The organism is Intestinimonas sp., assembly GCF_026169115.1.
In the GTDB taxonomy this organism is placed as follows: Bacteria; Bacillota; Clostridia; order Oscillospirales; family Oscillospiraceae; genus Intestinimonas.
Genome location: NZ_JAPFEA010000089.1, coordinates 1 through 19,471 on the forward strand (window position 1 = coordinate 1; position 19,471 = coordinate 19,471).

The 19,471-nt window shown below is 60.7% G+C and carries 19 protein-coding genes and 4 tRNA genes; 21 read left to right on the forward strand and 2 right to left on the reverse strand.

The genetic code is table 11. From position 1 onward, the window contains the following. Nucleotides 1-6 precede the first annotated feature (6 nt). From Q0Y09_RS07875 to Q0Y09_RS07955, 17 genes are all read left to right on the forward strand, one after another. Nucleotides 7-82: transfer RNA gene (locus Q0Y09_RS07875), tRNA-Phe, on the forward strand. A gap of 94 nt (nucleotides 83-176) precedes the next feature. Beyond that, nucleotides 177-252: transfer RNA gene (locus tag Q0Y09_RS07880), tRNA-Gly, on the forward strand. A 43-nt stretch (nucleotides 253-295) separates the two neighbouring features. Beyond that, nucleotides 296-369: transfer RNA gene (locus Q0Y09_RS07885), tRNA-Cys, on the forward strand. 367 nt (nucleotides 370-736) lie between these two features. Continuing rightward, nucleotides 737-1,156 (forward strand): PaaI family thioesterase, encoded by a 420-nt coding sequence (locus Q0Y09_RS07890; protein WP_297720078.1) that lies wholly within the window; start codon nucleotides 737-739, stop codon nucleotides 1,154-1,156. Between the two features lie 230 nt (nucleotides 1,157-1,386). After that, complete coding sequence (locus Q0Y09_RS07895) at nucleotides 1,387-2,175, forward strand: ABC transporter permease (RefSeq protein ID WP_297720080.1); 789 nt, start codon at nucleotides 1,387-1,389, stop codon at nucleotides 2,173-2,175. Beyond that, nucleotides 2,151-2,942 carry an ABC transporter ATP-binding protein gene (locus tag Q0Y09_RS07900; RefSeq protein ID WP_297720082.1) on the forward strand — a complete coding sequence of 264 codons (792 nt, stop codon included), beginning with the start codon at nucleotides 2,151-2,153 and terminating at the stop codon, nucleotides 2,940-2,942. Before Q0Y09_RS07895 ends, Q0Y09_RS07900 begins: the two co-directional genes overlap by 25 nt. Before the next feature lie 75 nt (nucleotides 2,943-3,017). After that, on the forward strand, nucleotides 3,018-4,076 hold the full coding sequence (locus tag Q0Y09_RS07905) for an ABC transporter substrate-binding protein (protein ID WP_297720084.1): 1,059 nt from the start codon (nucleotides 3,018-3,020) through the stop codon (nucleotides 4,074-4,076). Nucleotides 4,077-4,216: 140 nt separating this feature from the next. Beyond that, nucleotides 4,217-5,737, forward strand: coding sequence for a HAMP domain-containing sensor histidine kinase (locus tag Q0Y09_RS07910; RefSeq protein WP_297720086.1), 1,521 nt, complete (start codon nucleotides 4,217-4,219; stop codon nucleotides 5,735-5,737). Next, nucleotides 5,734-6,399 (forward strand): response regulator transcription factor, encoded by a 666-nt coding sequence (locus tag Q0Y09_RS07915; RefSeq protein WP_297720088.1) that lies wholly within the window; start codon nucleotides 5,734-5,736, stop codon nucleotides 6,397-6,399. The genes Q0Y09_RS07910 and Q0Y09_RS07915 overlap by 4 nt, the downstream gene beginning before the upstream one ends. 30 nt (nucleotides 6,400-6,429) lie before the next feature. Beyond that, nucleotides 6,430-7,245, forward strand: a complete 816-nt coding sequence (locus Q0Y09_RS07920) for a glucosamine-6-phosphate isomerase (protein ID WP_297720090.1) — start codon at nucleotides 6,430-6,432, stop codon at nucleotides 7,243-7,245. Nucleotides 7,246-7,253: 8 nt separating this feature from the next. After that, nucleotides 7,254-8,396 (forward strand): N-acetylglucosamine-6-phosphate deacetylase, encoded by a 1,143-nt coding sequence (gene nagA / locus Q0Y09_RS07925; protein WP_297720092.1) that lies wholly within the window; start codon nucleotides 7,254-7,256, stop codon nucleotides 8,394-8,396. A 13-nt stretch (nucleotides 8,397-8,409) separates the two neighbouring features. After that, nucleotides 8,410-9,558: a class II fructose-bisphosphate aldolase gene (locus Q0Y09_RS07930; protein ID WP_297720094.1), complete on the forward strand. Its 1,149-nt coding sequence runs from the start codon at nucleotides 8,410-8,412 to the stop codon at nucleotides 9,556-9,558. Between the two features lie 12 nt (nucleotides 9,559-9,570). Continuing rightward, nucleotides 9,571-10,407 (forward strand): triose-phosphate isomerase family protein, encoded by an 837-nt coding sequence (locus Q0Y09_RS07935; protein WP_297720096.1) that lies wholly within the window; start codon nucleotides 9,571-9,573, stop codon nucleotides 10,405-10,407. An 11-nt stretch (nucleotides 10,408-10,418) separates the two neighbouring features. Beyond that, nucleotides 10,419-11,879, forward strand: a complete 1,461-nt coding sequence (locus tag Q0Y09_RS07940) for a lactate racemase domain-containing protein (protein ID WP_297720098.1) — start codon at nucleotides 10,419-10,421, stop codon at nucleotides 11,877-11,879. A gap of 12 nt (nucleotides 11,880-11,891) precedes the next feature. Further along, nucleotides 11,892-13,055 (forward strand): 6-phosphofructokinase, encoded by a 1,164-nt coding sequence (locus Q0Y09_RS07945; protein WP_297720100.1) that lies wholly within the window; start codon nucleotides 11,892-11,894, stop codon nucleotides 13,053-13,055. Nucleotides 13,056-13,122: 67 nt separating this feature from the next. After that, on the forward strand, nucleotides 13,123-13,920 hold the full coding sequence (locus Q0Y09_RS07950) for a hypothetical protein (protein ID WP_297720102.1): 798 nt from the start codon (nucleotides 13,123-13,125) through the stop codon (nucleotides 13,918-13,920). Between the two features lie 450 nt (nucleotides 13,921-14,370). Further along, nucleotides 14,371-14,444: transfer RNA gene (locus Q0Y09_RS07955), tRNA-Gly, on the forward strand. A gap of 81 nt (nucleotides 14,445-14,525) precedes the next feature. Here the strand turns inward: Q0Y09_RS07955 and Q0Y09_RS07960 are convergent. After that, the gene (locus Q0Y09_RS07960; RefSeq protein ID WP_297720104.1) at nucleotides 14,526-15,038 is read right to left on the reverse strand and encodes a hypothetical protein; all 513 of its coding nucleotides are present in this window, start codon (nucleotides 15,036-15,038) and stop codon (nucleotides 14,526-14,528) included. A gap of 369 nt (nucleotides 15,039-15,407) precedes the next feature. Continuing rightward, a complete protein-coding gene (locus Q0Y09_RS07965; protein WP_297720107.1) occupies nucleotides 15,408-16,331 on the reverse strand; it encodes a LysR family transcriptional regulator in 924 nt (307 codons plus the stop codon). A 190-nt stretch (nucleotides 16,332-16,521) separates the two neighbouring features. On the opposite strand from Q0Y09_RS07965, the gene Q0Y09_RS07970 reads away from it, so the two are divergent. From Q0Y09_RS07970 to Q0Y09_RS07985, 4 genes are read left to right on the forward strand one after another with little or no spacing between them, the layout of a single operon-like run. Then, entirely contained in the window at nucleotides 16,522-17,259 is a 738-nt protein-coding gene (locus Q0Y09_RS07970) for an MFS transporter (RefSeq protein ID WP_297720109.1), read from the forward strand. After that, nucleotides 17,178-17,792 (forward strand): hypothetical protein, encoded by a 615-nt coding sequence (locus Q0Y09_RS07975; RefSeq protein ID WP_297720111.1) that lies wholly within the window; start codon nucleotides 17,178-17,180, stop codon nucleotides 17,790-17,792. Before Q0Y09_RS07970 ends, Q0Y09_RS07975 begins: the two co-directional genes overlap by 82 nt. Before the next feature lie 31 nt (nucleotides 17,793-17,823). Further along, nucleotides 17,824-19,104: a DUF362 domain-containing protein gene (locus Q0Y09_RS07980; protein WP_297720113.1), complete on the forward strand. Its 1,281-nt coding sequence runs from the start codon at nucleotides 17,824-17,826 to the stop codon at nucleotides 19,102-19,104. Beyond that, complete coding sequence (locus tag Q0Y09_RS07985) at nucleotides 19,085-19,369, forward strand: hypothetical protein (RefSeq protein ID WP_297720115.1); 285 nt, start codon at nucleotides 19,085-19,087, stop codon at nucleotides 19,367-19,369. The genes Q0Y09_RS07980 and Q0Y09_RS07985 overlap by 20 nt, the downstream gene beginning before the upstream one ends. Nucleotides 19,370-19,471: the final 102 nt, after the last annotated feature.

Genomic DNA, 19,471 nt, shown 5'->3' on the forward strand with positions numbered 1-19,471 from the left:
CCACTTGCCTCTGTAGCTCAGTTGGTAGAGCAGGGGACTGAAAATCCCCGTGTCGCTGGTTCGATTCCGGCCGGAGGCACCAGCATTTCCCCGGAGGATACTTCGGGTATCCTCCGGGGAGATCCTTCTTCCCCAGCATCAAATGCAGGTCAGTTGCATAACATGGACTGTGACTTGCAGGTGTAGCTCATCTGGTAGAGCGCCACCTTGCCAAGGTGGAGGTAGCGAGTTCGAGCCTCGTCACCTGCTCCAGCAAATGATAACAGAAGCAAGAAATTGCTTCTGTTATCCATATGGCGACATAGCCAAGTGGTAAGGCAGAGCTCTGCAAAAGCTCCACCCCCAGTTCGAGTCTGGGTGTCGCCTCCAAAAAGAAAGACACGCTTTAGCGTGTCTTTCTTTTTGGGTTCCGGCGGCATAAGCCGCCTCCACCCTTCAGAGACTGCACATGCTCGGCGGAAGTGAATTCCGCCTGCGCCGAGGTTTTAGCCTTCGGCCAAAACGCTCGTACGGCGCAAACGCGCCGTCCCACCGTGTGGGGCCCGTTTCGGTCTGCATCTTTTGGGGATACCTCGGGAAACTAAAATGCTCGGATGAAATGAAGCCCGCCTGCGCCAAGGTTTTGGCCTTCGGTCAAAACGCTTGTACGGCGCAAATGCGCCGCCCCGCTGTGCAGTGGCCCATTACTTTTTCACTCTTCACGATTCACTCTTCACTAAAATAAGGAGTCCTTTCCATGCCCACCCTGGACCAGATCCGCGCCTGCTTCTCCGGCGACCGCTTTGCTGCTGACACCGTCGGCATCTCCATCGACGCCGCCGAGCCCGGCTATGCCCGCTGCTCCATGGCCGTCCGCCCCATCCACCTCAACGCCAACTCTGTTCCCATGGGGGGCGCCGTCTTCACCCTGGCCGACTTTGCCTTTGCCGTGGCCGCCAACGGCCACAGCACCCAGGTCACTGTCACCCAGCAGGCGTCGGTCACCTTCCTCGCCCCCTCCCGGGGCAAGGTCCTTGTCGCCGAGGCCAAATGCCTGAAGGCGGGGCGCACCACCTGTCTCTACGCCGTGGACGTCACCGACGATCTGGGGGCCCGGATTGCCCACCTCACCGTCAACGGCTTCACCACCGCTCCCCCGCCGCTCAACCCCGACTGACCACAGTCCTTTCCCACAGCGCCCGCTTTTGCGGGCGCTCTTTTCATGTCCGCCCCCCTCCTCCTTCCCCGCTGCACCCTCCCGCCCGGAAAAAGGTATGATAAAACATCATACTTCCCAAACCAGATACATCCATTATAATAAGAAATAATGAACGGCAGCCCTTTCCCATTGCACCAAGAGCGCGGCAGACAGGCCGTGTGTTGAGACAAGAAGGAGTGACCTAAAGGATGGACAATGAGAAAAAAACCTCCCTGGCCAGCCGCATCCCCCCAAAGGTGTGGCTGCTGATTTCCTTTGCGGCAGCAATCGTGGCATGGTATATCCTCTCGATCCTGCCTGCAACCTCTCGCGGCTTCCCCAATATCATCGTGACCACTCAGGGCCTGCTCACCATGATCCAGCGGGGCGTCTTCTGGGCGGACCTGGGCAGCAGTCTGATCTCCGTCTTCGCCGGCTACGCCCTGGGCTTTGTCATCGCCCTCCCTGTGGCCATCATCATGGCCTGGTACATGCCGGTGCGCAACATTCTGGAGCCCTGGATCCAGTTCATCCGCAACATCCCCCCTCTGGCCTATGTGCCCCTGATCGTCATCTGTGCCGGCGTGGGCCGGCGGCCCCAGATCATCGTCATCACCATCGCCTGCTTCCTCATCATGTGTGTGACCATCTATCAGGGCGTTATCAACGTGGATGAGACCCTCATCAAGGCCGCCCGGGTCCTGGGCGCCACTGACCGGGACATCTTCGTCCGCGTCATCGCCCCCGCCACCCTGCCCTTCATCCTCACCGCCGTGCGGCTGGGCGCTTCGGTGGCCCTCACCACGCTGATCGCCGCTGAGTCCACCGGCGCTATGGCCGGTCTCGGCATGCGGATCCGTTCCCTCAACAACACCTTTGAGTCGGCCCCCATGCTGGCTTACGTCATCATCATCGGTATCATAGGCATCACCATGGAGACCGTCATCAAATACTTGGAAAGGAAGCTGACAGGATGGCAGGAGAAGAGAGAGATCTGATCTTAAAGATCGATAATGTCCGCAAGGTATACAACACCCGCAACGGCGAAATGGTGGCCCTCAACGGTGTGGACCTGGACATCTATGAAAACGAGTTTATCTGCGTGGTCGGTCCCTCCGGCTGCGGCAAATCCACCCTCCTCAACATCATCGCCGGCCTCCACGACGCCACCTCCGGCGCCGTCTACTGCAAGGGCAAGAAGGTCACCGGGACCGGCACAGAGCGGGGCGTGGTCTTCCAGCAGTACGCCCTCTTCCCCTGGCTCACCGTGAAGAAGAACGTCATGTTCGCCCTGGAGATGAAGGGTATCAAAGGCAAAGAGGCCGAGGAACAGGCCATGAAGTACCTGGAGAAGGTGGATCTGGTCAAGTTCGCCGACCATTACCCCAAGGAGCTCTCCGGCGGCATGAAGCAGCGCGTCGCCATCGCCCGGGCCTACGCCGCCGACCCCGAGGTCCTTTTGATGGATGAGCCCTTCGGCGCTCTGGACGCCCAGACCCGCACCCAGCTCCAGACCGAGCTGCTGGAGACCTGGGAAAAGGACCGCAAGACCTGCTTCTTCATCACCCACGACGTGGAGGAGGCCATCATCCTGGCCCAGAAGGTCATCATCATGTCGGCCCGCCCGGGACGGATCAAGTCCATCATCAACATCGATATCCCCTACCCCCGCAACCAGGAGACCAAAATGACCCCCCGCTTCCTGGAACTCAAAAACGAGATCTGGAGCCAGGTTTACCAGGAATATCTGGAAGTGCGGAAGTAACCAAGATTGGAACGGCTCTGCCGTTGCAATAAAAGGATCTGACCCTGTCTACATCAAATCATAGGAGGAATAAACGTGAAAAAGTTTCTTGCCATGCTCCTGACCGTGACTATGCTGGGCGGCGTCCTGGCCGGCTGCGGCGGCGGCAGCACCGCCACCCCCGCCCCTGAGAGCAGCGCCCCTGCCGAGAGCGGTGCCCCCGAGACCACTCCCGTGGAGACCGTGGACCTCACCGTGGGCTTCATGTCCAACTACGGCAGCCTGTGGAGCGCCATCACCGCTGAGAAGAAGGGCTATTTCGCCGAGGAGGGCCTCAATGTCACCCTCACCGGCTTTGACTCCGGCCCCAACATCATCGCCGCCATGGAGAGCGGCTCCGTCAACTTCGGCTACATCGGCGACGGCGCCCACAAGCTCTGCGTTCAGGGCAATGCCGCCATCATCGGCCTGTCCCACATCTCCAACGGCGACGCCGTCATCGGCGGCCCCAACGTCAAGACCCTGGAGGACCTGAAGGGCAAGACCGTGGCCTACTCCTCCGGCACCTCCAGCGAGACCATCCTCACCAACGCCCTCAACAGCGTGGGCCTCACCATGAGCGACATCAAGGCCATGGACATGGACGCCTCCGCCGTGGTGACCGCCATGCTCTCCGGCGGCGTGGACGCCTGCGCCATCTGGTCCCCCCAGAGCCTGACCATCATGGACGAGATGGCCGACGCCACCAAGCTGGCTGAGAACGTGGACTACTCCGACATCAGCATCTCCCTGGCCAGCTGGATCGCCAAGCCCGACTACCTGGAGGCCAACCGGGACGTGGCCGTCCGCTTCATGCGGGCCATCTTCAAGGCCATGGACTACGCCGCCCAGGAGGAACACTACGAGGAGGTCTCCCAGTGGGTGGCCGACTACCTGGCTCTGGACGTGAACGCCGTGCTGCCCCAGGCCCGCGGCGACGCTGAGTGGCTCACCGGCAAGGACGTGGTGGCCGGCATCGCTGACGGCTCCGTGGAGGGCTATTACCAGCTCCAGCAGGAGATGATGGTGAATTCCGGCGCCATCACCGCCGAGGAGCAGCGCCCTGTCTCCGAGTATGTGGATATGGAGCTCATGACCGAGGCCGGCAGCTACTAAGCCAGGCTTCTACATACCGGACGAACAAGCCCGGAAGGGGCGGCGGCTGAAGCGCCGCCGCCCCTTTTTCCTGTCTGTATTTACACAAGCCGTCCCATCCGGTACAATAGAGGCAGTACCATTGGAAGGAGGGAGCAAGGATGCTTCTGCTGCTCTCCGCCGGTCTGATGACCGGCTCTCTGCTGGTCCTCGTCTCCAAGAAAAACCGGGAATCCCTGCTGCTCTTCGGCATGTGCCTGAGTCTGACCCTGTTTTTGGCCGGGATCATGGTCCTCATCGCCAAGAAGGGTGGGATCTCCGATGAGCTGGAAGTCTTCCTCTTCTTCTCCCACAAGTTCCGGCTCTGGCTCCAGTACCGTTTTATCACGCTGGACCAGTTGGGCTATCTCATCGCCATCGGCCGGCACCTTTTCCCCCTCTTTTTGCTGGAGATGGCCATGAGCTATTCCATGCTCTCCGCCGTGCGGAAAAATCCCGTTCTCCGCCGCCTGGCCCTGGTCCTCCCCGTGGTCACGCTGGTGCTCTACTGGCCGGCCCTCTACCGTCTCCTGGTCCCTATGTGGGAGGGATTCCGTGCGCTCCTCTACTATTTCTCCTACTTCTGGGTGGTGGGATACGTCCTTCTCGCCATCTTCCTGCTGGTCTACGAGTTCCTCTCCATCACCATGAACTTCTGCCGCCGGCAGTTTTTGCAGATCCTGGTCTGTATGCTCGCCCTCTCCTTTCTCTACCTGCTCTACTGCGGGCAGGACCCCGGCCAGGTCTACCAGTTTTACAGCTATGATTACCTGTGGATCAAGGGGGCCGGGTATCTCCAGTATACCCTGAGCGTAAAGGGCTACCTGCTTCTGGCAGCGGGCAGCGCCATCTGCGGTATCCTGGGCCTGGTCAGCCTGGTGCGGTACACCCAGGACAGCCTGAGCATTGACCGGGACGAGGTAGTCCTGGAGCGGAAATTCGACATCGCCCGCACCGGCGCCTCTGTCTTTGTCCATAGCATCAAAAACCAGCTGCTGGCCAACCGGGTCCTCCACAAGCGGATCAGGGCCGAACTGGAACAGGAGGCCCCTGACCTGGATCGAATCCGCGCCTGGTCGGCCAGTCTGTGTGAGAACAACGAACAGCTCATCTCCCGCTCGGAGGAGCTCTACCGCACGGTGAAGGCCAAGTCCGTGCGGCTGGTCCCCACCTCACTGGGCCGGCTGGCCCAGCTCTCAGCCGCCCGGTTCCACCACAAATATCCCGAGGGCAATCTTCTGGTGGAGGTGGACGAGCAGATCCAGGTCCTGGCCGACGAAAACTACCTCTCCGAGGCCATCTACAACCTGCTCACCAACGGCTGGGAATCCAACCTCCTGGCCAACCGCGCCAACTGCGCCGTCACCCTTTACAGCCATCAGGAGCGGCTCTACACCGTGCTTGAGGTCCGGGATCACGGCACCGGCATCCCCCGTGCCGCCATCAAGCACATCTGTGAGCCCTTCTATTCCAGCAAGAACAGCAACTATAACTGGGGCATGGGGCTCTACCATGTGCAGACCATCATTCGCAGCCACCTGGGCAGCCTCCGTGTGGAGAATCGGGCCGGAGAGGGCGCTTCCTTTTTCCTTCTCCTCCCCCGCTATGACCAGCACAGCATCATAAGGAGGCGCATTTCATGATCCGTATTTTGGTCGCCGAGGACTTTGACCTCATCCGCGAGGACCTGTGTGACACCCTGGAACAGCAGGAGGACATGACCGTGGTGGGCAGCGCCTCCACCGGCGAGGCCATTCAGGCCCTGGCCCTGGACCTGGACTTCGACCTCATCCTCATGGACATCGAGATGGAGACCACCACCGCCGGCATCCGGGCCACCGAGCGTATTCTGGAACAGAAGCCTGCGGCCAAGGTCCTCTTCCTCACCGCCCATGAGACCGACAATATGATCCTCACCTCCATGGGCGCCGGCGCTGTGGATTACATCGTCAAGGGCTGCGACGACGCCGAGCTCTTCCGCCACATCCGCAGCGCCTACGCCGGTCAAGCTCTGCTGGACGGCAAGATCCAGAATCTGCTTTTGAAGGAATACTCCCGCCTGCGCACCTCAGAGCGTTCCCTTCTCTTTTTCATCAGCACCGTATCCCAGCTCACCACCGCAGAGCGGGAGCTGGTCCGTCTCCTGCTGGAGGGCCGCAAGGTCAAGGAGATCGCCGCCATCCGCTGTGTGGAGGTGGTCACTGTCAAGACCCAGATCAAAAGTCTCCTTCATAAGTTCGGCTGCACCCGGACAAAGGAGATCGTCAACACCATCCGGGAGCTGAACGTGACCCATCTGTTCTGATCCCACACCGCCATAGAAAGGAAGATCCGCATGGACTACTATCACATTTCCGCCCAGGACCTGGGCAAGAATGCCAAGATCCCCGTGGTCAAGCTGGGGGACTCCGGCGAGGTCTTTTATGAGATCGCCCTGGAGATGGTGAACACCATCAAGGCCCACAACGAGAAGGGCGAGAAGACCGTCTTCATCTGCCCCGTGGGCCCTGTGGGCCAGTATCCCATCTTCGTCCGCCTGGTAAACCGGGAGCGCATCAGCCTGAAAAACTGCTGGTTCATCAATATGGACGAGTACCTCAACGACGATGACACCTATATCGACAAGGAAAGCCCCCTCTCCTTCCGGGGCTTCATGGACCGCACCGTCTACACCCAGGTGGACCCCGACCTCCTCATGCCCCCCGAGCAGCGGGTCTTCCCCGACCCCGCCGACCCCGGCAGGGTGGACCGGCTCATCGAGGAGCTGGGCGGCGTGGACATCGCCTTCGGCGGCATCGGCATCAACGGCCACCTGGCCTTCAATGAGTCCCGGGAGGACATGACGGCGGAGGAGTTTGCCGCCCAGGGCACCCGTGCCCTCACCCTCAACCCCGAGACCCGCACCGCCAACGCCATCGGCGACCGCTGCGGCGCCATCGACGCCATGCCCAGCCGGGCCGTCACCATCGGCATCAAGCAGATCCTGGGGGCCCGCAAGGTCCGCCTGGGCGTCTTCCGGGAGTGGCACCGCTCCGTGGTCCGTCAGGCGGCCTACGGCGAGGTGACCGCCCACTTCCCCGCCAGCCTTCTCCAGAACCACCCTGACGCCATCATCTTCACCAACACCCTGGCCGCCGGTCAGCCCTTCTGAGGTCCGCCATGAAGAGGACGCGCTTTACCAATGGCCGGATCTATGTGGACGGCCATTTTCAGGACACGGAGCTGCTGGTGGAGGATGGCCGCATCGCCGGCTTCTCCGGCAGGGCCGACCAGGTGGTGGACCTGGGGGGCAGGATGCTGGTCCCCGGCTTCCTGGACCTCCACACCCACGGCGGCGACGGCGTAGACGTGAACGCCGCCACGACGGAGGACCTGGCCAGGATCGGACGGTTCTTTGCCAAAAACGGCACCACCGGCTGGCTGTGCTCCATCCTCACCGACACCGAGGCGCAGACCCTCTGGTGCATTGGTCAGGCCCGGGCCGCCATGGCCGCCCCCATCACCGGCGCTCAGCTTTTGGGTATCCACCTGGAGGGCCCCTTCCTCTCCACGGAGTACAAGGGCGCCATGCCGGAGCATTTGCTGCAACAGGGCAACGCCGACCTCTTCCGCAGGTACCAGGCCGCTGCGGACGGGGCGGTGCGCTACATGACCGTTTCCCCCGAGGTGGAGGGGGTGGTGGAGATGATCGGCGCGCTCTCCGGCTCTGTCACCGTTGCCATCGGCCATTCCGGCTGCACCTATGAGACGGCCTGCGCCGCCATCGACGCCGGAGCCGCCGCCTGTACCCACACCTTCAACGCCATGGGCCTGTTCCACCAGCACCGGCCCGGCATCATGGGCGCGGTGCTGGAGCGCCCGGTGATGTGCGAGGCCATCTGCGACGGACGGCACCTCCATCCCGGCTCCGTCCGAATGCTCCTCTCCTGCAAGGGCTGGGACAGGGTGGTAGCCGTCACCGACTCCATCCAGGCCGCTGGTCTCCCCGATGGCCATTACAAGCTGGGGGTCAACGACGTGGTGGTGGAGGACGGCGACGCCAAGCTGGCCGAGAACGGCGTCCGGGCCGGCTCCACCCTCACCACCGGTCAGGCCCTCAAAAACCTGGTGAAATTCACCGGCGAGGGCGTGGAGACCGTTCTCCCCCTGCTCACCAGCAACCCCGCCCGCCTCATCGGTATGGACCACCGGAAGGGCTCCATCGCCCCCGGCAAGGACGCCGATCTGGTGGTGCTGGACGACGCGCTCAACGTAACTGCAACCTATGTGGCGGGCCAATGCGTGTTCGCCGCCCAAGAATAAGGAGGAAATGATTATGCCGCTGGTACCCCTGAGACCCCTGATGGAAGCCGCTGAGCAGTACAACTACGCCCAGGGCGCCTTTAACGTCAACGCCGTGGCCCAGGCCAAGGCCGTCATCGAGATGCACGAGACCTTCCGCTCCCCCGCCATTTTGCAGGGCGCCGACCTGGCCAACGCCTTCATGGGCGGCCGGGTGGACTTTGCAAACGGCACCCTAGAGGACAAGAAGAAGGGCGCCCGCAACATCGCCAACGCCGTGAAGAAATACGGCGAGCACTCCCCCATCCCCGTGGTCCTCCACCTGGACCACGGCAAGGACTTTGACTCCTGCGTGGCCGCCATCGAGGGCGGTTACACCTCCGTCATGATCGACGGCTCCTCCCTCCCCCTGGAGCAGAACATTGAGCTCACCCGTGAGGTGGTCAAGTATGCCCACGCCCGGGGCGTGTCCGTAGAGGGCGAGCTGGGCGTGCTGGGCGGCCAGGAGGACCACGTCTTCGCCGCCACCTCCACCTATACCAATCCCCTGGACGCCGTGGAATTTATTCAGAAGACCGGGGTGGACGCCCTGGCCATCTCCTACGGCACTCAGCATGGCGCCAACAAGGGTAAGGACGCCAAGCTCCGCCGGGAGATCCCCATCGCCATCAAGGAATGCACCAACCGCCTGGGCGTCTTCTGCGCCCTGGTGTCCCACGGCTCCTCCACCGTGCCCCAGTACATCGTCCGGGAGATCAACGCCCTGGGCGGCGACATCCAGAACGCCTACGGCATCGACGTCAATGAGCTCATGGCCGCCATCCCCTGCGGCATCCGCAAGATCAACGTAGACACCGACATCCGTCTGGCCGTCACCCGCAACATGAAGGAGCTCTTCGCCCAGAAGCCCGAGCTCCAGAAGAGCCCCTCCATCGGCGGCGTCTACGCCCTGCTGGAGGAGAAAAAGTCCGCCTTCGACCCCCGCGTCTTCTTCCCCCCCATCATGGACACCGTCCTCACCGGCAATGTGCCCGACGACGACGTGGCCCTCCTCATGAGCCGCGTGGAGGCCGGCGTGAAGGAGGCCGTGGGCTCCCTCATCGTGGGCTTCGGCTCCTATGGCCGGGCTCCCCTGGTGGAGCAGAAGTCCCTGGAGGACATGATCGCCTTCTACAAGAAATAAGGAGGGGACGATATGAAGCACCTGTATCTGAATCTGAAACGCTTTGACGTGCCGGTGGAGTTCGGCGGCGTCAACCGCATCGCCCCCGTGGCCGACTGGGGCAAGTATATTGTGGAGCACACCCAGGAGGGCCTGAAGCACTACGACCCCAACCAGGTGGAGTTCGTCCAGTACTTCCCTGAGGCCCACATCCTGGGGGCTGTGTCCGCCCGGTGCGAGAACAGCCCCGTGCAGGTGGGCGCCCAGGGCGTCTACCGCATGGACACTGCCGTGGGCGGCAACTTTGGCGCCTTCACCACCAACCGCCCCGCCTCCATCGTCAAGGCCATGGGCTGCACCTCCGCCATCATCGGCCACTGTGAGGAGCGCAACGACAAGGCCGGCATCCTGGCCGAGGCCGGGGTCACCGACACCGCCGCGGTCAACCGTCTCCTCAACCAGGAGATCCGCCTGGCCATCGGGCAGGGCCTGAACGTCCTCTACTGCATCGGCGAGAAGAGCGAGGAGCAGGCCCACTGGGAGCAGGTCCTGGGCGATCAGCTCTCCATCGGCCTGGAGGGAGTGGACACCTCCAAGGTGGTCATCGCCTACGAGCCCATCTGGTCCATCGGCCCCGGCAAGACCCCCGCCGACAAGCCCTACATCACCAAGATCGCCCGCTTCGTCAAGGAGCGCACCGGCGGCCTTCCCGTGGTGTACGGCGGCGGGCTGAAGGTGGACAACGCCGAGATGCTCGCCTCCATCGATGAGATCGACGGCGGCCTCATCGCCCTCACCCGCTTCCAGGGCGAGATCGGCTTCTACCCCGACGAGTACCTGGAGATCATCAAGACCTATCTTGGAAAGTGAGGAATCTGCCCATGAAGCTGGATTTTGAATACGGCCACGGCCTGATGAGCGCCGAGCTGCCCGACAACACCGACGTCTTCATCCCCGGCACCACCGTGCCCGATCCCCCCTGCCTGCCCCAGGACTGGGACAGCCTCTACGCCGCCACCCTGGACTCCATCCGCCACCCCATGGGTATGCCCGCCCTCAAAGAGCTGGCCGCCCCCGGTAAGACGGCTGTCTTCGTCATCCCCGACATCGTCAAGGGCGGCTGCCAGCCCACCAGCCACCGGAAGGTCTCCATCCGGGCCTGCCTGGACGAGCTCTACGCCGCCGGCGTGGAGAAAAAGGACATCCTGCTCCTCTTCTCCAACGGCCTCCACCCCCGGGCCACCGTGGCCGAGATGAAGCAGATCCTGGGCGAGGACCTCTTCAACGAGTTTTACTGGACCAACCAGATCACCAGCCACGACTCCGAGGACTACGAGCATATGGTGGACCTGGGGACCACCGGCCGGGGCGACCCGGTGCTCATGAACAAGTATGTCTTCGACTGCGACATCCCCATCCTCATCGGCCACACCCAGGGCAACCCCTACGGCGGCTATTCCGGCGGCTACAAACACTGTGCCACCGGCATCACCCACTGGCGGAGCATCGCCAGCCACCATGTGCCCAAGGTCATGCACCGGAACGACTTCACCCCCGTGTCCGGCCACTCCCTCATGCGGACCAAGTTTGACGAGATCGGCATGCACATGGAGGAGAAGATGGGGCACCCCTTCTTCTGCTGTGACGCTGTGCTGGACACCTACTCCCGCCAGATCGCCATCTACTCCGGCTACGCCAAGGTGATGCAGCCCGAGTCCTGGAAGGTGGCCAACAAGCGCACCTACGTCCCCTTCGCCAAGGAGAAGTATGACGTGATGGTCTTCGGCATGCCCCAGAACTTCCACTACGGCAACGGCATGGGCACCAACCCCATCCAGATGATGCAGGCCCTCTCCGCCCAGGTCATCCGCCACAAGCGGGTCATGAAGGAAAACTGTGTCATCATCTGCTCCTCCATCTGCAACGGCTACTTCCACGACGAGCGCTGGCCCTACCTCCGGGAGCTCTACGAGCTGTTCCAGCACGACTACATGAACGTCCTCCCCGACATGGACCGCTACGGCGAGTACTTTGCCACCAATGAGGAGTACATCCGCAAGTACCGCTTCTGCAACGCCTTCCACCCCTTCCACGGCTTCTCCATGATGAGCTGCGGCCACATCGCCGAGATGAACACCTCCGCCATCTACATCGTGGGCGCACAGGAGCCCGGCATCGCCCGGGGCATGGGGCTCAAGACCCGGGCCACCTTCGAGGAGGCCCTCCAGGACGCCATGAAGAAGTATGTGGGCCCCGATCCCAAGATCCTGGCCCTGCCCCAGACCTTCAAGCTGGGTGCCGTCCACCTCTGCATGGCCGACGACGACCTCAGCGACGTGTAAGGAGGGTTTTGCATGCTGAAAGGTAATATGCTCATCGCCCACGGCGGCGGCCCCACCCCGGTCATCAACTCCTCCCTGCTGGGCGCTGTCCGTGAAGCCAAGGCCCACAGCGAGATCGAGACCATCTATGGCGCCCGTTTCGGCGCTGAGGGTATCCTGGCCGGAGATCTCATCGACCTGGGCAGGTTCTCCGACGAGGACCTGTCCCTGCTGGCCCGGACCCCCGCCTCCGCCCTGGGCTCCTGCCGCCGGAAGCTCACCGACGCCGACTACCCCGCCGTGCTGGAGTGCTTCAAGAAGTTCAACATCCGTTACTTCTTCTACAATGGCGGCAACGACTCCATGGACACCTGCAATAAGATCTATCAGCTCTCCGTCCAGACCGGCTATGAGCTGCGGGTCATCGGTATTCCCAAGACCATCGACAACGACCTGGACGTCACCGACCACTGTCCCGGCTTCGGCAGCGCCGCCAAGTACGCCGCTGTCTCCGCCCTGGAACTGGCCCAGGACGTCTCCGCCCTGCCCATCCATGTGGTGGTGATGGAGATGATGGGCCGCAACGCCGGCTGGATCACCGCCGCCTCCGCCCTCTATGCCGACCTCATGCCCTGCGAGCATCTGGTCTATCTCCCCGAGGTGGCCTTCGACAAGGAGAAGTTCCTCTCCGCCGTCAAGGAGAAATTTGCCAAGGGGAAGGGCCTGCTGGTCACCATCTCCGAGGGCATCCACTATGCCGACGGCTCCCCTGTGGCCGACTCCGGCGTGGTGGACGGCTTCGGCCACAAGGTCCCCGGCGGCGCCGCCCAGGCCCTCAGCGACATGATCATGCAGGAGACCGGCCTCAAGTCCCGCTCTGAGAAGCCGGGCCTGCTGGGCCGGGTCAGCGTGGGCCTCATGTCTGAGGTGGACCAGCGTGAGGCCGAGGAGGCCGGCGCCTGTGCAGTCCGCTCCGCCGTGGAGGGCAAGACCGGCTTCATGGTGGGCTTTGAGACCACCCGGGCCCCCTATACCTCCAAGACCATCCTCATTCCCCTGGAGCAGGTGGCCAACGCCGAGAAGAAGTTCCCCCTGGACTGGATCGGCGACGACGGCGCTAGCATCCAGCCGGAATTCAAAGACTACTGTCTGCCCCTGCTGGGCGACTACGACAGCCGCTTTATTTCCCTGCGGTAATAGGAAACGGCTCCCCTGCGCTCAGGCGCGGGGGAGCCGTTGTCCCATATTTGAAAAGGAGTACGCCATGCTCTACGAGATCCAAAACGACACCCTCCGTGTGACGGTGTCTGACCGAGGGGCCGAGCTGTGGGCGCTGGAGGGGGCGGACGGCACGGCCTGTCTCTGGGACGCCCAGCCGGAGGTCTGGCCCTGGCACGCCCCCGTCTGTTTCCCCTGGTGCGGCGCCCTGGAGGAGGGCTGGTCCCACGGCGGACAGCCCATCTCCCCAGGCCGGCACGGCCTGGTCCGGGACCTGGAGCACACTCTGGTGGAGCAGACTGCCCACCGGCTCCGGTTCCGGCTGCGGTACGACGGACCGGCGTGGCCCTGGCCCTTCACCTTCGAGACCGTCCACGCCCTGGAGGGGGCCGACCTGGTCACCACCTGCACCGCGGTAAACCAGGCCGCAGCGCCCATGCCGGTCCAGCTGGGCTTCCACACCGGTCTGCGCTGTCCCTTTTCCCCGCTCCGGCGGGCAGAGGACTATCTGATCCGCTTTTCCTGTCCCGAGGCCCCCGGCGGCGGCGACGTCCTCCCCCTCTCCCCCGCCCTCTTTACCGGCGACACCATCTGCCTCACGGGGCTGCACTCCCAGTGGCTCCAGCTGGAGGAGCGGGACACGGGGCGGGCTCTGCGGCTGTGGGTGGAGGGCTGGCCCTACGTCCTGCTTTGGAGCCAGCCCGGTCTCCCGGGCTTTGTGTGCATTGAGCCCTGGACCGGCTACATCGGCCCCGGGCGGGACCTGATGGACCGGCCCGGCACCCTGCTCCTCCCCCCCGGTCAAGCCCTCTCCCGGACCCAGCGGCTCTCCGTGCAGCTATAAGGCAGGGCCCCCGATGCTCCATGCATCGGGGGCCCTTTCTATGACCTCGCCCGGCCCTGAATAGCAAAAGGGCTTTGGACGCCTTCGCCCAAAGCCAACCTGCCAGTGATAAATATTCTCTATCAACAAAAAAGCCACACCTTACGGTGCGGTCTTCCAGATGCGGGGATCACCGCTCGCTGACGGTCCGCTCCTCGCTGCCGCCGAAGATCAGATCGTCCACATCCTGGGGCTTGACGGAAATCAAATACACTGCACATGCCTCCTTTCTTTCGTTCTGACCCATAGTATAGCAGGCGCAACGAGAAAAAGCAAGAGAATCATGTGGATATTGCATAAATTTTATGTAAATAATTTGTGAACTATGTCAAGCCGCCAGCAGAAAGTTCCGAAAATCCCCCCTTGCCAAACGCACCCACACATGCTATAATAAATAAGTCAATTTGATATGCAGGTGTAGTTCAATGGCAGAACGTCAGCTTCCCAAGCTGAACACGAGGGTTCGATTCCCTTCACCTGCTCCAAAAAAGAAAGACATCTGCTGAAAGCAGATGTCTTTCTTTTTTGGGTTCTGCCGCCCAGAGGGCGGCTCCACCCTTCGGTGATTAAAAATGCTCAGGGCAAGTGAATTGCCCCTGCACCAAGGTTTTGCCTGCGGCAAAACGCTTGTACGGCGCAAATGCGCCGCCGGTCAGAAGGCCGATTGGGTACTCCTCAAGTAAAACCGCAGACAACCTGAGAGGATTCGGATTGTTACCCCTTGCCAAAATGTGTTGATAAAAAAGATGCACAGCAAAAATGCCGCACGGAAGTGCGGCGTTTTTGTGTCTAAAGAGAAAACGCACAGAAATACGCTGTAAAAGTTCGGTTTTTGAAATGACGGCATCGTCTCCCTGAAAGCGATGTTTTTGGAGATGCGCCCGGCCATTTTCAGGATCAAAGTGACTCGAACGCTCACGAACGCAAGAAACTGCCAAAGAGAAACTCAAACCGCCCTCTGGCCCCGTACTGGACCTGTTCAGTTCATACCTGGGACCGGGGGCGGTTTTTATTTTGGCCTCTCGGTGTAAATTGTTCACAGACATTTTCACCCCATACATCCCGATCAGACAAGTCATGCGTCAACTTTTGGAGTTGGCGCCTGAGCGCAAACCAGTGGAAAGACATTCCGCACAGGAACGCTGATTTCGAGGGTAGGGTGTTACATGAGACGCCCTCCCGCCTGAGCGTTTATGTGGAATGCCCCCGTTCAGTTCCATGAAATCACGAAAACTTACCCCAAACATCAGTGTGGACATGGAAAGGGTGTCCACATTTTTCCTTGAGGAGTACGTATGGGACCTAAATGAATTGTGAGAAAGCAGGAAGCCTGTCCCAGCCGGGACAGGCTTCCTGTTTGGTAACAGATCTGCAGATCTGAAAGAGGTAATCATACTAGGCGGCAAAAAATGCGGGGCGCTGGGCAAAGCTCAGGGCAACAACCATGGTCAGTTATCTGTCGTCTCCTGAAATAGAGCCTCATATTTACGGTCAATATTCTGAAAATAGGACTGCACAAAATCACGAAACTGCTTTCCGGGGGCAGTGGGGGGGTGGCGCTTGTGGTAGGCAATGCCGAAGTAGGCTGTGGGGGAGCCGCCCTCATAGGGACGGTATACCACACCCTGGTCCTTACCCAGCAGCCGCAGCTCTTTGTAATTCACCAGAGGCAGGGGAGAGATACAGCGGTTGGCGGCAACCAGAGAAAGAAGCAAATCCAGGTGGCGCACATCGTAGTCAATGATAGGGGTCTGGCCGAACTTGCCCTCGGCGGTGCAGAAGGTGAATCGGTTTACTTGTGAGCCATCTATGGCCAGATGTTCCCCTTGCAGTTGCCGCCGGTCAATCTTCTCATAGGCGGACAGTGGGTGTTCTGGGCTAATCAGCAGTACGAATTCACATTCGTAAAGCCGCTCAAACGCCAGATCTTCACCGGGAGGCTCAAGAACAGTCAAGGCCAGATTTATCTCTTGCTGCTCTAGCATTTGGGTAACACTTGGAAGGTCGCCGCGCTGTTGCTTCAGAATGATATCCGGATTTTCCGCCAAAAATTGCTGGAGCAGGATGGAACAATCCGTCATACAGGCAATCGTCAAAGCATCTGACTGGACGCCGTTGCGATTGCGCACTTCCTGAACGCCTTTTTCCAGCGAGGACAATGCTTGTTCTACATAACTGAGAAAACATGCGCCGCTTTGATTTAGGGTGATTTTACCGCGGCGGCGTTCAAATAGAGGAACGCCGACCTCTTCTTCCAAGCGGGAAATGGAGGTGCTTAAGTTTGGCTGGGATACAAACATGGCCTCCGCAGCTTTCGACATATTACCGAATTGAGCTACGGCTGTGAAATATCGTAATTGTGAAAGCTCCATGCCAACTAACCTCCAAATGTTTATATGTTTTATTTATACCGATGTAACCATTATATATTTTTCAAAAAATCTTGTAAAGGGTATACTAAAAATCGATCAAAGGAGCCCGTCTTTTGTAGACCTGGCAGGAAGGTTTGGCGGAGGAGATACATACCTGCCAATGGAATGAGTGGAAAAGGAATGTGAGTGTATGGAACAATCGAAACGTGGTTTTGGCTTTTGGGGCTGGATACTTTTGATTTTTGGCCTTCTGGTATTCTTCAGCAACGGCGGATTTTTCGCCGACGGCACCAATGTCATTGCCCCCGCCGTGGCCGCACGCTTGGATGTGGATCAGAGCATTATCCTGACTATGAATTCCGTGGCTGGTGTTATCGGCGTCATCATCGCCATTATTGCCGGCCAGTTCAACCAGCGCATCGGCCCGGCCAAGGTGGCTGCCGGATGCTTGATCCTGGCTGGTCTGGGGCATATCGCTACCGGCAACGCCGTGAGCGTACCCATGTATCTAATCGCCATGTGCTGCGTGGGCGGCGGACTCAGCGCCGGCTCCTTCGTAGGAGTGGGCACCTTGGTGGCCATGTGGTTCCCCAAGAAACAGGGACAGGCCATGAGCGTGGTGGCTATGGGTTCTAACTTCGGAACCATGCTCTTCGTGCCCCTGCTCACGGTGCTGAACGGCAGCCTGGGCATCGCCCTTACTTCTATCATCTGCGGCCTGGCCGCCGTGGTGGTGGGCGTGCTGGGCGCCATCCTGCTGCGTGATACGCCCAAGGAGCGGGGACTCTATCCCGACAATGTTACGGAGCCGAGTTCAAGGCCAGCTACTCCGCCGCGCCTCCTGAGATGGATACCGGCGGCTGGACTACCGCCAAGCTGCTGCGCACCAAGGAGACATGGCTGTGCATCCTCTCCACCGGCCTGCTGATGCTGGTCCAGATGGGCATTATGACCCAGCTGGTGGGCCGCAACATGGAAGTAGGCATGGAGCTGGGCATGGCCACCGGCGTCATGAGCGCCATCGCTGTCATCGGTATCATCGGATCGGTGATTTTCGGCAGGATCGTGGTGAGCTTGGGCGTCAAAAAGGCGGGCGTGCTCACCTGCGTGCTCTACATTGCGGCCCTGCTCCTCAACGTCAGCGGCGTGATGCCCCTGGTGTGGGTGTCCCTGGTGATTATCGGGTTCCTGGGCGCCGCTGCCCCCAACCTGATGAACTCCATCCCCGGCTCCGTTTTCGGCCGGGTGGGGTACGCCAAGGTCAACAGCGTGGTCTTCCCCCTCACCAACATTATTTTCATGCTCAATTTTGCAGTCAACGGTCTAATCAAAAAGCTGTTTAACAGCCTGAGTGTGGCCTATATCGTTTTCGCGGTGCTGGCCCTGATCTCCCTGTTTCTGATTTTGGCCATTCAGGACCACAAATACGACCAAGACTATATGGCTGCCCACAAGCAGTGAGCGGCAAATGATTCAAAAAGGAGGTTCCCCTATGAGTAAGAAATCCGTTGTGGCGCTGGCCCATGGCATGGATGTACAGGAAAATGTCACCCGTGTTTTTGACATGATGGGCGGCGTCACCAAAATGATCGAGCCGGGCACCACCGTGGTGCTCAAGCCTAACGCCGGACACGCAGCGCCCCCTGAGTTTGCGGTCTGCACCCATCCGGAGACGGTTCGGGCCGTGATCTGGGAGGTCAAGAAGGCCAATCCGAAGCGCATCGTCATCGCTGAAGCCGCCGCCGTAGGCTGCGATACCATTGAGTGCTATGAAGCCTGCGGCATCACCAAGGTGGCTGAGGAAGAAGGCGTGGAGCTGGTTGACATCAAGCGGGACAAGGACCTGATTAATGTGGCCGTCCGGGGCTACCGCTCCAACATCAGCCATGTGAAGCTTCCCCGCCTGCTGCTGGAGGCCGAGCATATCATCAACCTGCCCATCCTGAAGGCCCACGCCAGCATGGTGTTCTCCGGCGCGCTGAAGAACATCAAGGGCGTGGTGCAGGATCAGGTCCACGTTCAGATGCACCAGCAGAACCTGACCATGGCCATGATGGATGTGTGGTGGGCCTGCCGGGCAGACATCAACATTATGGACGTGATGCACGCGGCCAGCGGCTATTCCCCCCACACCCCCGTGCCCATCGAACTGGACTGCATCATGGGCTCCTATGACCCCGTGGCGCTGGACCGCATTGCCTGCGAGCTGGTGGGCATCGACCCTGACGGCGTGGACTATTTCCACACCGCCCAGGAGGCCGGTCTGGGCACCACCAACCGGGATGACATCGAAGTGGTGGGCGACAAGGTGGCTGACTGCTACAAGAAGATGTGGGTCCCCTATCTGGAGGACATCCGCAACCGCTGGCCGGAGTACGAGGTCCACTGTGAGGGAGCCTGTTCCAGCTGCCAGGCCCTGCTGACCCTGAACATGGAGACCTTAAAAGCCATCGGCGTCTACGACGAGAACAAAGATATGGTGGTGGTGGCCGGCGGCAAGAACACCCTGTCTCCCGATACCCCCGACGAAAAGATCATGCTCCACGGCAACTGTGCCCGCAAGCATCTGAAGGATCATCCCAACGCCTTCTTCCTCCAGGGGTGCCCCCCCGGAGAGGGCTCCCTGTACATGTCCATCCTCCGCAAGGAGGCCATGACCGGTAAGCCTGAGCAGATGGGCTGGATCCGCGACCGTATGGAAGAGGACGCTCCCGCCTGGCGCGGTTACGTTGAGAAAGAGGCTGAGAAATTCTATGGCAAGCACAGCGACTGATACCGGCTACGAGTACATACCCGACGCTCCCGCCCTGATAAAGCTGCTGGAGGACATTTTTACCGACGACTTCATGCAGGAAAACACTCGGTTTGAGAGCTTTGAGGGGTTCCGTTACTCCAGCGCCGTCATCGTCAACTGGAAGGCGGACATCCTGGTATACTCCCGGCTGCTGCTGGACAGCTTTGTTCGGGAGAGCACCGACTTCTCCGGCTGGGATGAGATGGTGCGCTCTGCCACCCAGCAGCGCTACCACTGCGCGTGACAAAACCAACCTTACCAAGCCGCCGGGCAGGCTCCACCCTGTCCGGCGGCCCCATATCCCGACGCCTGGCGGAACATGCTGGGTTCGGGCCATACCATCCGC

Excerpts from the sequence above, each read along its gene's own strand:
- Q0Y09_RS07890 (WP_297720078.1), top strand. The coding sequence starts at position 737 with ATGCCCACCCTGGACCAGATCCGCGCCTGCTTCTCCGGCGACCGCTTT.
- Q0Y09_RS07895 (WP_297720080.1), top strand. The coding sequence starts at position 1,387 with ATGGACAATGAGAAAAAAACCTCCCTGGCCAGCCGCATCCCCCCAAAG.
- Q0Y09_RS07900 (WP_297720082.1), top strand. The coding sequence starts at position 2,151 with ATGGCAGGAGAAGAGAGAGATCTGATCTTAAAGATCGATAATGTCCGC.
- Q0Y09_RS07910 (WP_297720086.1), top strand. The coding sequence starts at position 4,217 with ATGCTTCTGCTGCTCTCCGCCGGTCTGATGACCGGCTCTCTGCTGGTC.
- Q0Y09_RS07915 (WP_297720088.1), top strand. The coding sequence starts at position 5,734 with ATGATCCGTATTTTGGTCGCCGAGGACTTTGACCTCATCCGCGAGGAC.
- Q0Y09_RS07920 (WP_297720090.1), top strand. The coding sequence starts at position 6,430 with ATGGACTACTATCACATTTCCGCCCAGGACCTGGGCAAGAATGCCAAG.
- nagA (WP_297720092.1), top strand. The coding sequence starts at position 7,254 with ATGAAGAGGACGCGCTTTACCAATGGCCGGATCTATGTGGACGGCCAT.
- Q0Y09_RS07930 (WP_297720094.1), top strand. The coding sequence starts at position 8,410 with ATGCCGCTGGTACCCCTGAGACCCCTGATGGAAGCCGCTGAGCAGTAC.
- Q0Y09_RS07935 (WP_297720096.1), top strand. The coding sequence starts at position 9,571 with ATGAAGCACCTGTATCTGAATCTGAAACGCTTTGACGTGCCGGTGGAG.
- Q0Y09_RS07940 (WP_297720098.1), top strand. The coding sequence starts at position 10,419 with ATGAAGCTGGATTTTGAATACGGCCACGGCCTGATGAGCGCCGAGCTG.
- Q0Y09_RS07945 (WP_297720100.1), top strand. The coding sequence starts at position 11,892 with ATGCTGAAAGGTAATATGCTCATCGCCCACGGCGGCGGCCCCACCCCG.
- Q0Y09_RS07950 (WP_297720102.1), top strand. The coding sequence starts at position 13,123 with ATGCTCTACGAGATCCAAAACGACACCCTCCGTGTGACGGTGTCTGAC.
- Q0Y09_RS07960 (WP_297720104.1), bottom strand. The coding sequence starts at position 15,038 with ATGACTTGTCTGATCGGGATGTATGGGGTGAAAATGTCTGTGAACAAT.
- Q0Y09_RS07965 (WP_297720107.1), bottom strand. The coding sequence starts at position 16,331 with ATGGAGCTTTCACAATTACGATATTTCACAGCCGTAGCTCAATTCGGT.
- Q0Y09_RS07970 (WP_297720109.1), top strand. The coding sequence starts at position 16,522 with ATGGAACAATCGAAACGTGGTTTTGGCTTTTGGGGCTGGATACTTTTG.
- Q0Y09_RS07975 (WP_297720111.1), top strand. The coding sequence starts at position 17,178 with ATGGATACCGGCGGCTGGACTACCGCCAAGCTGCTGCGCACCAAGGAG.
- Q0Y09_RS07980 (WP_297720113.1), top strand. The coding sequence starts at position 17,824 with ATGAGTAAGAAATCCGTTGTGGCGCTGGCCCATGGCATGGATGTACAG.
- Q0Y09_RS07985 (WP_297720115.1), top strand. The coding sequence starts at position 19,085 with ATGGCAAGCACAGCGACTGATACCGGCTACGAGTACATACCCGACGCT.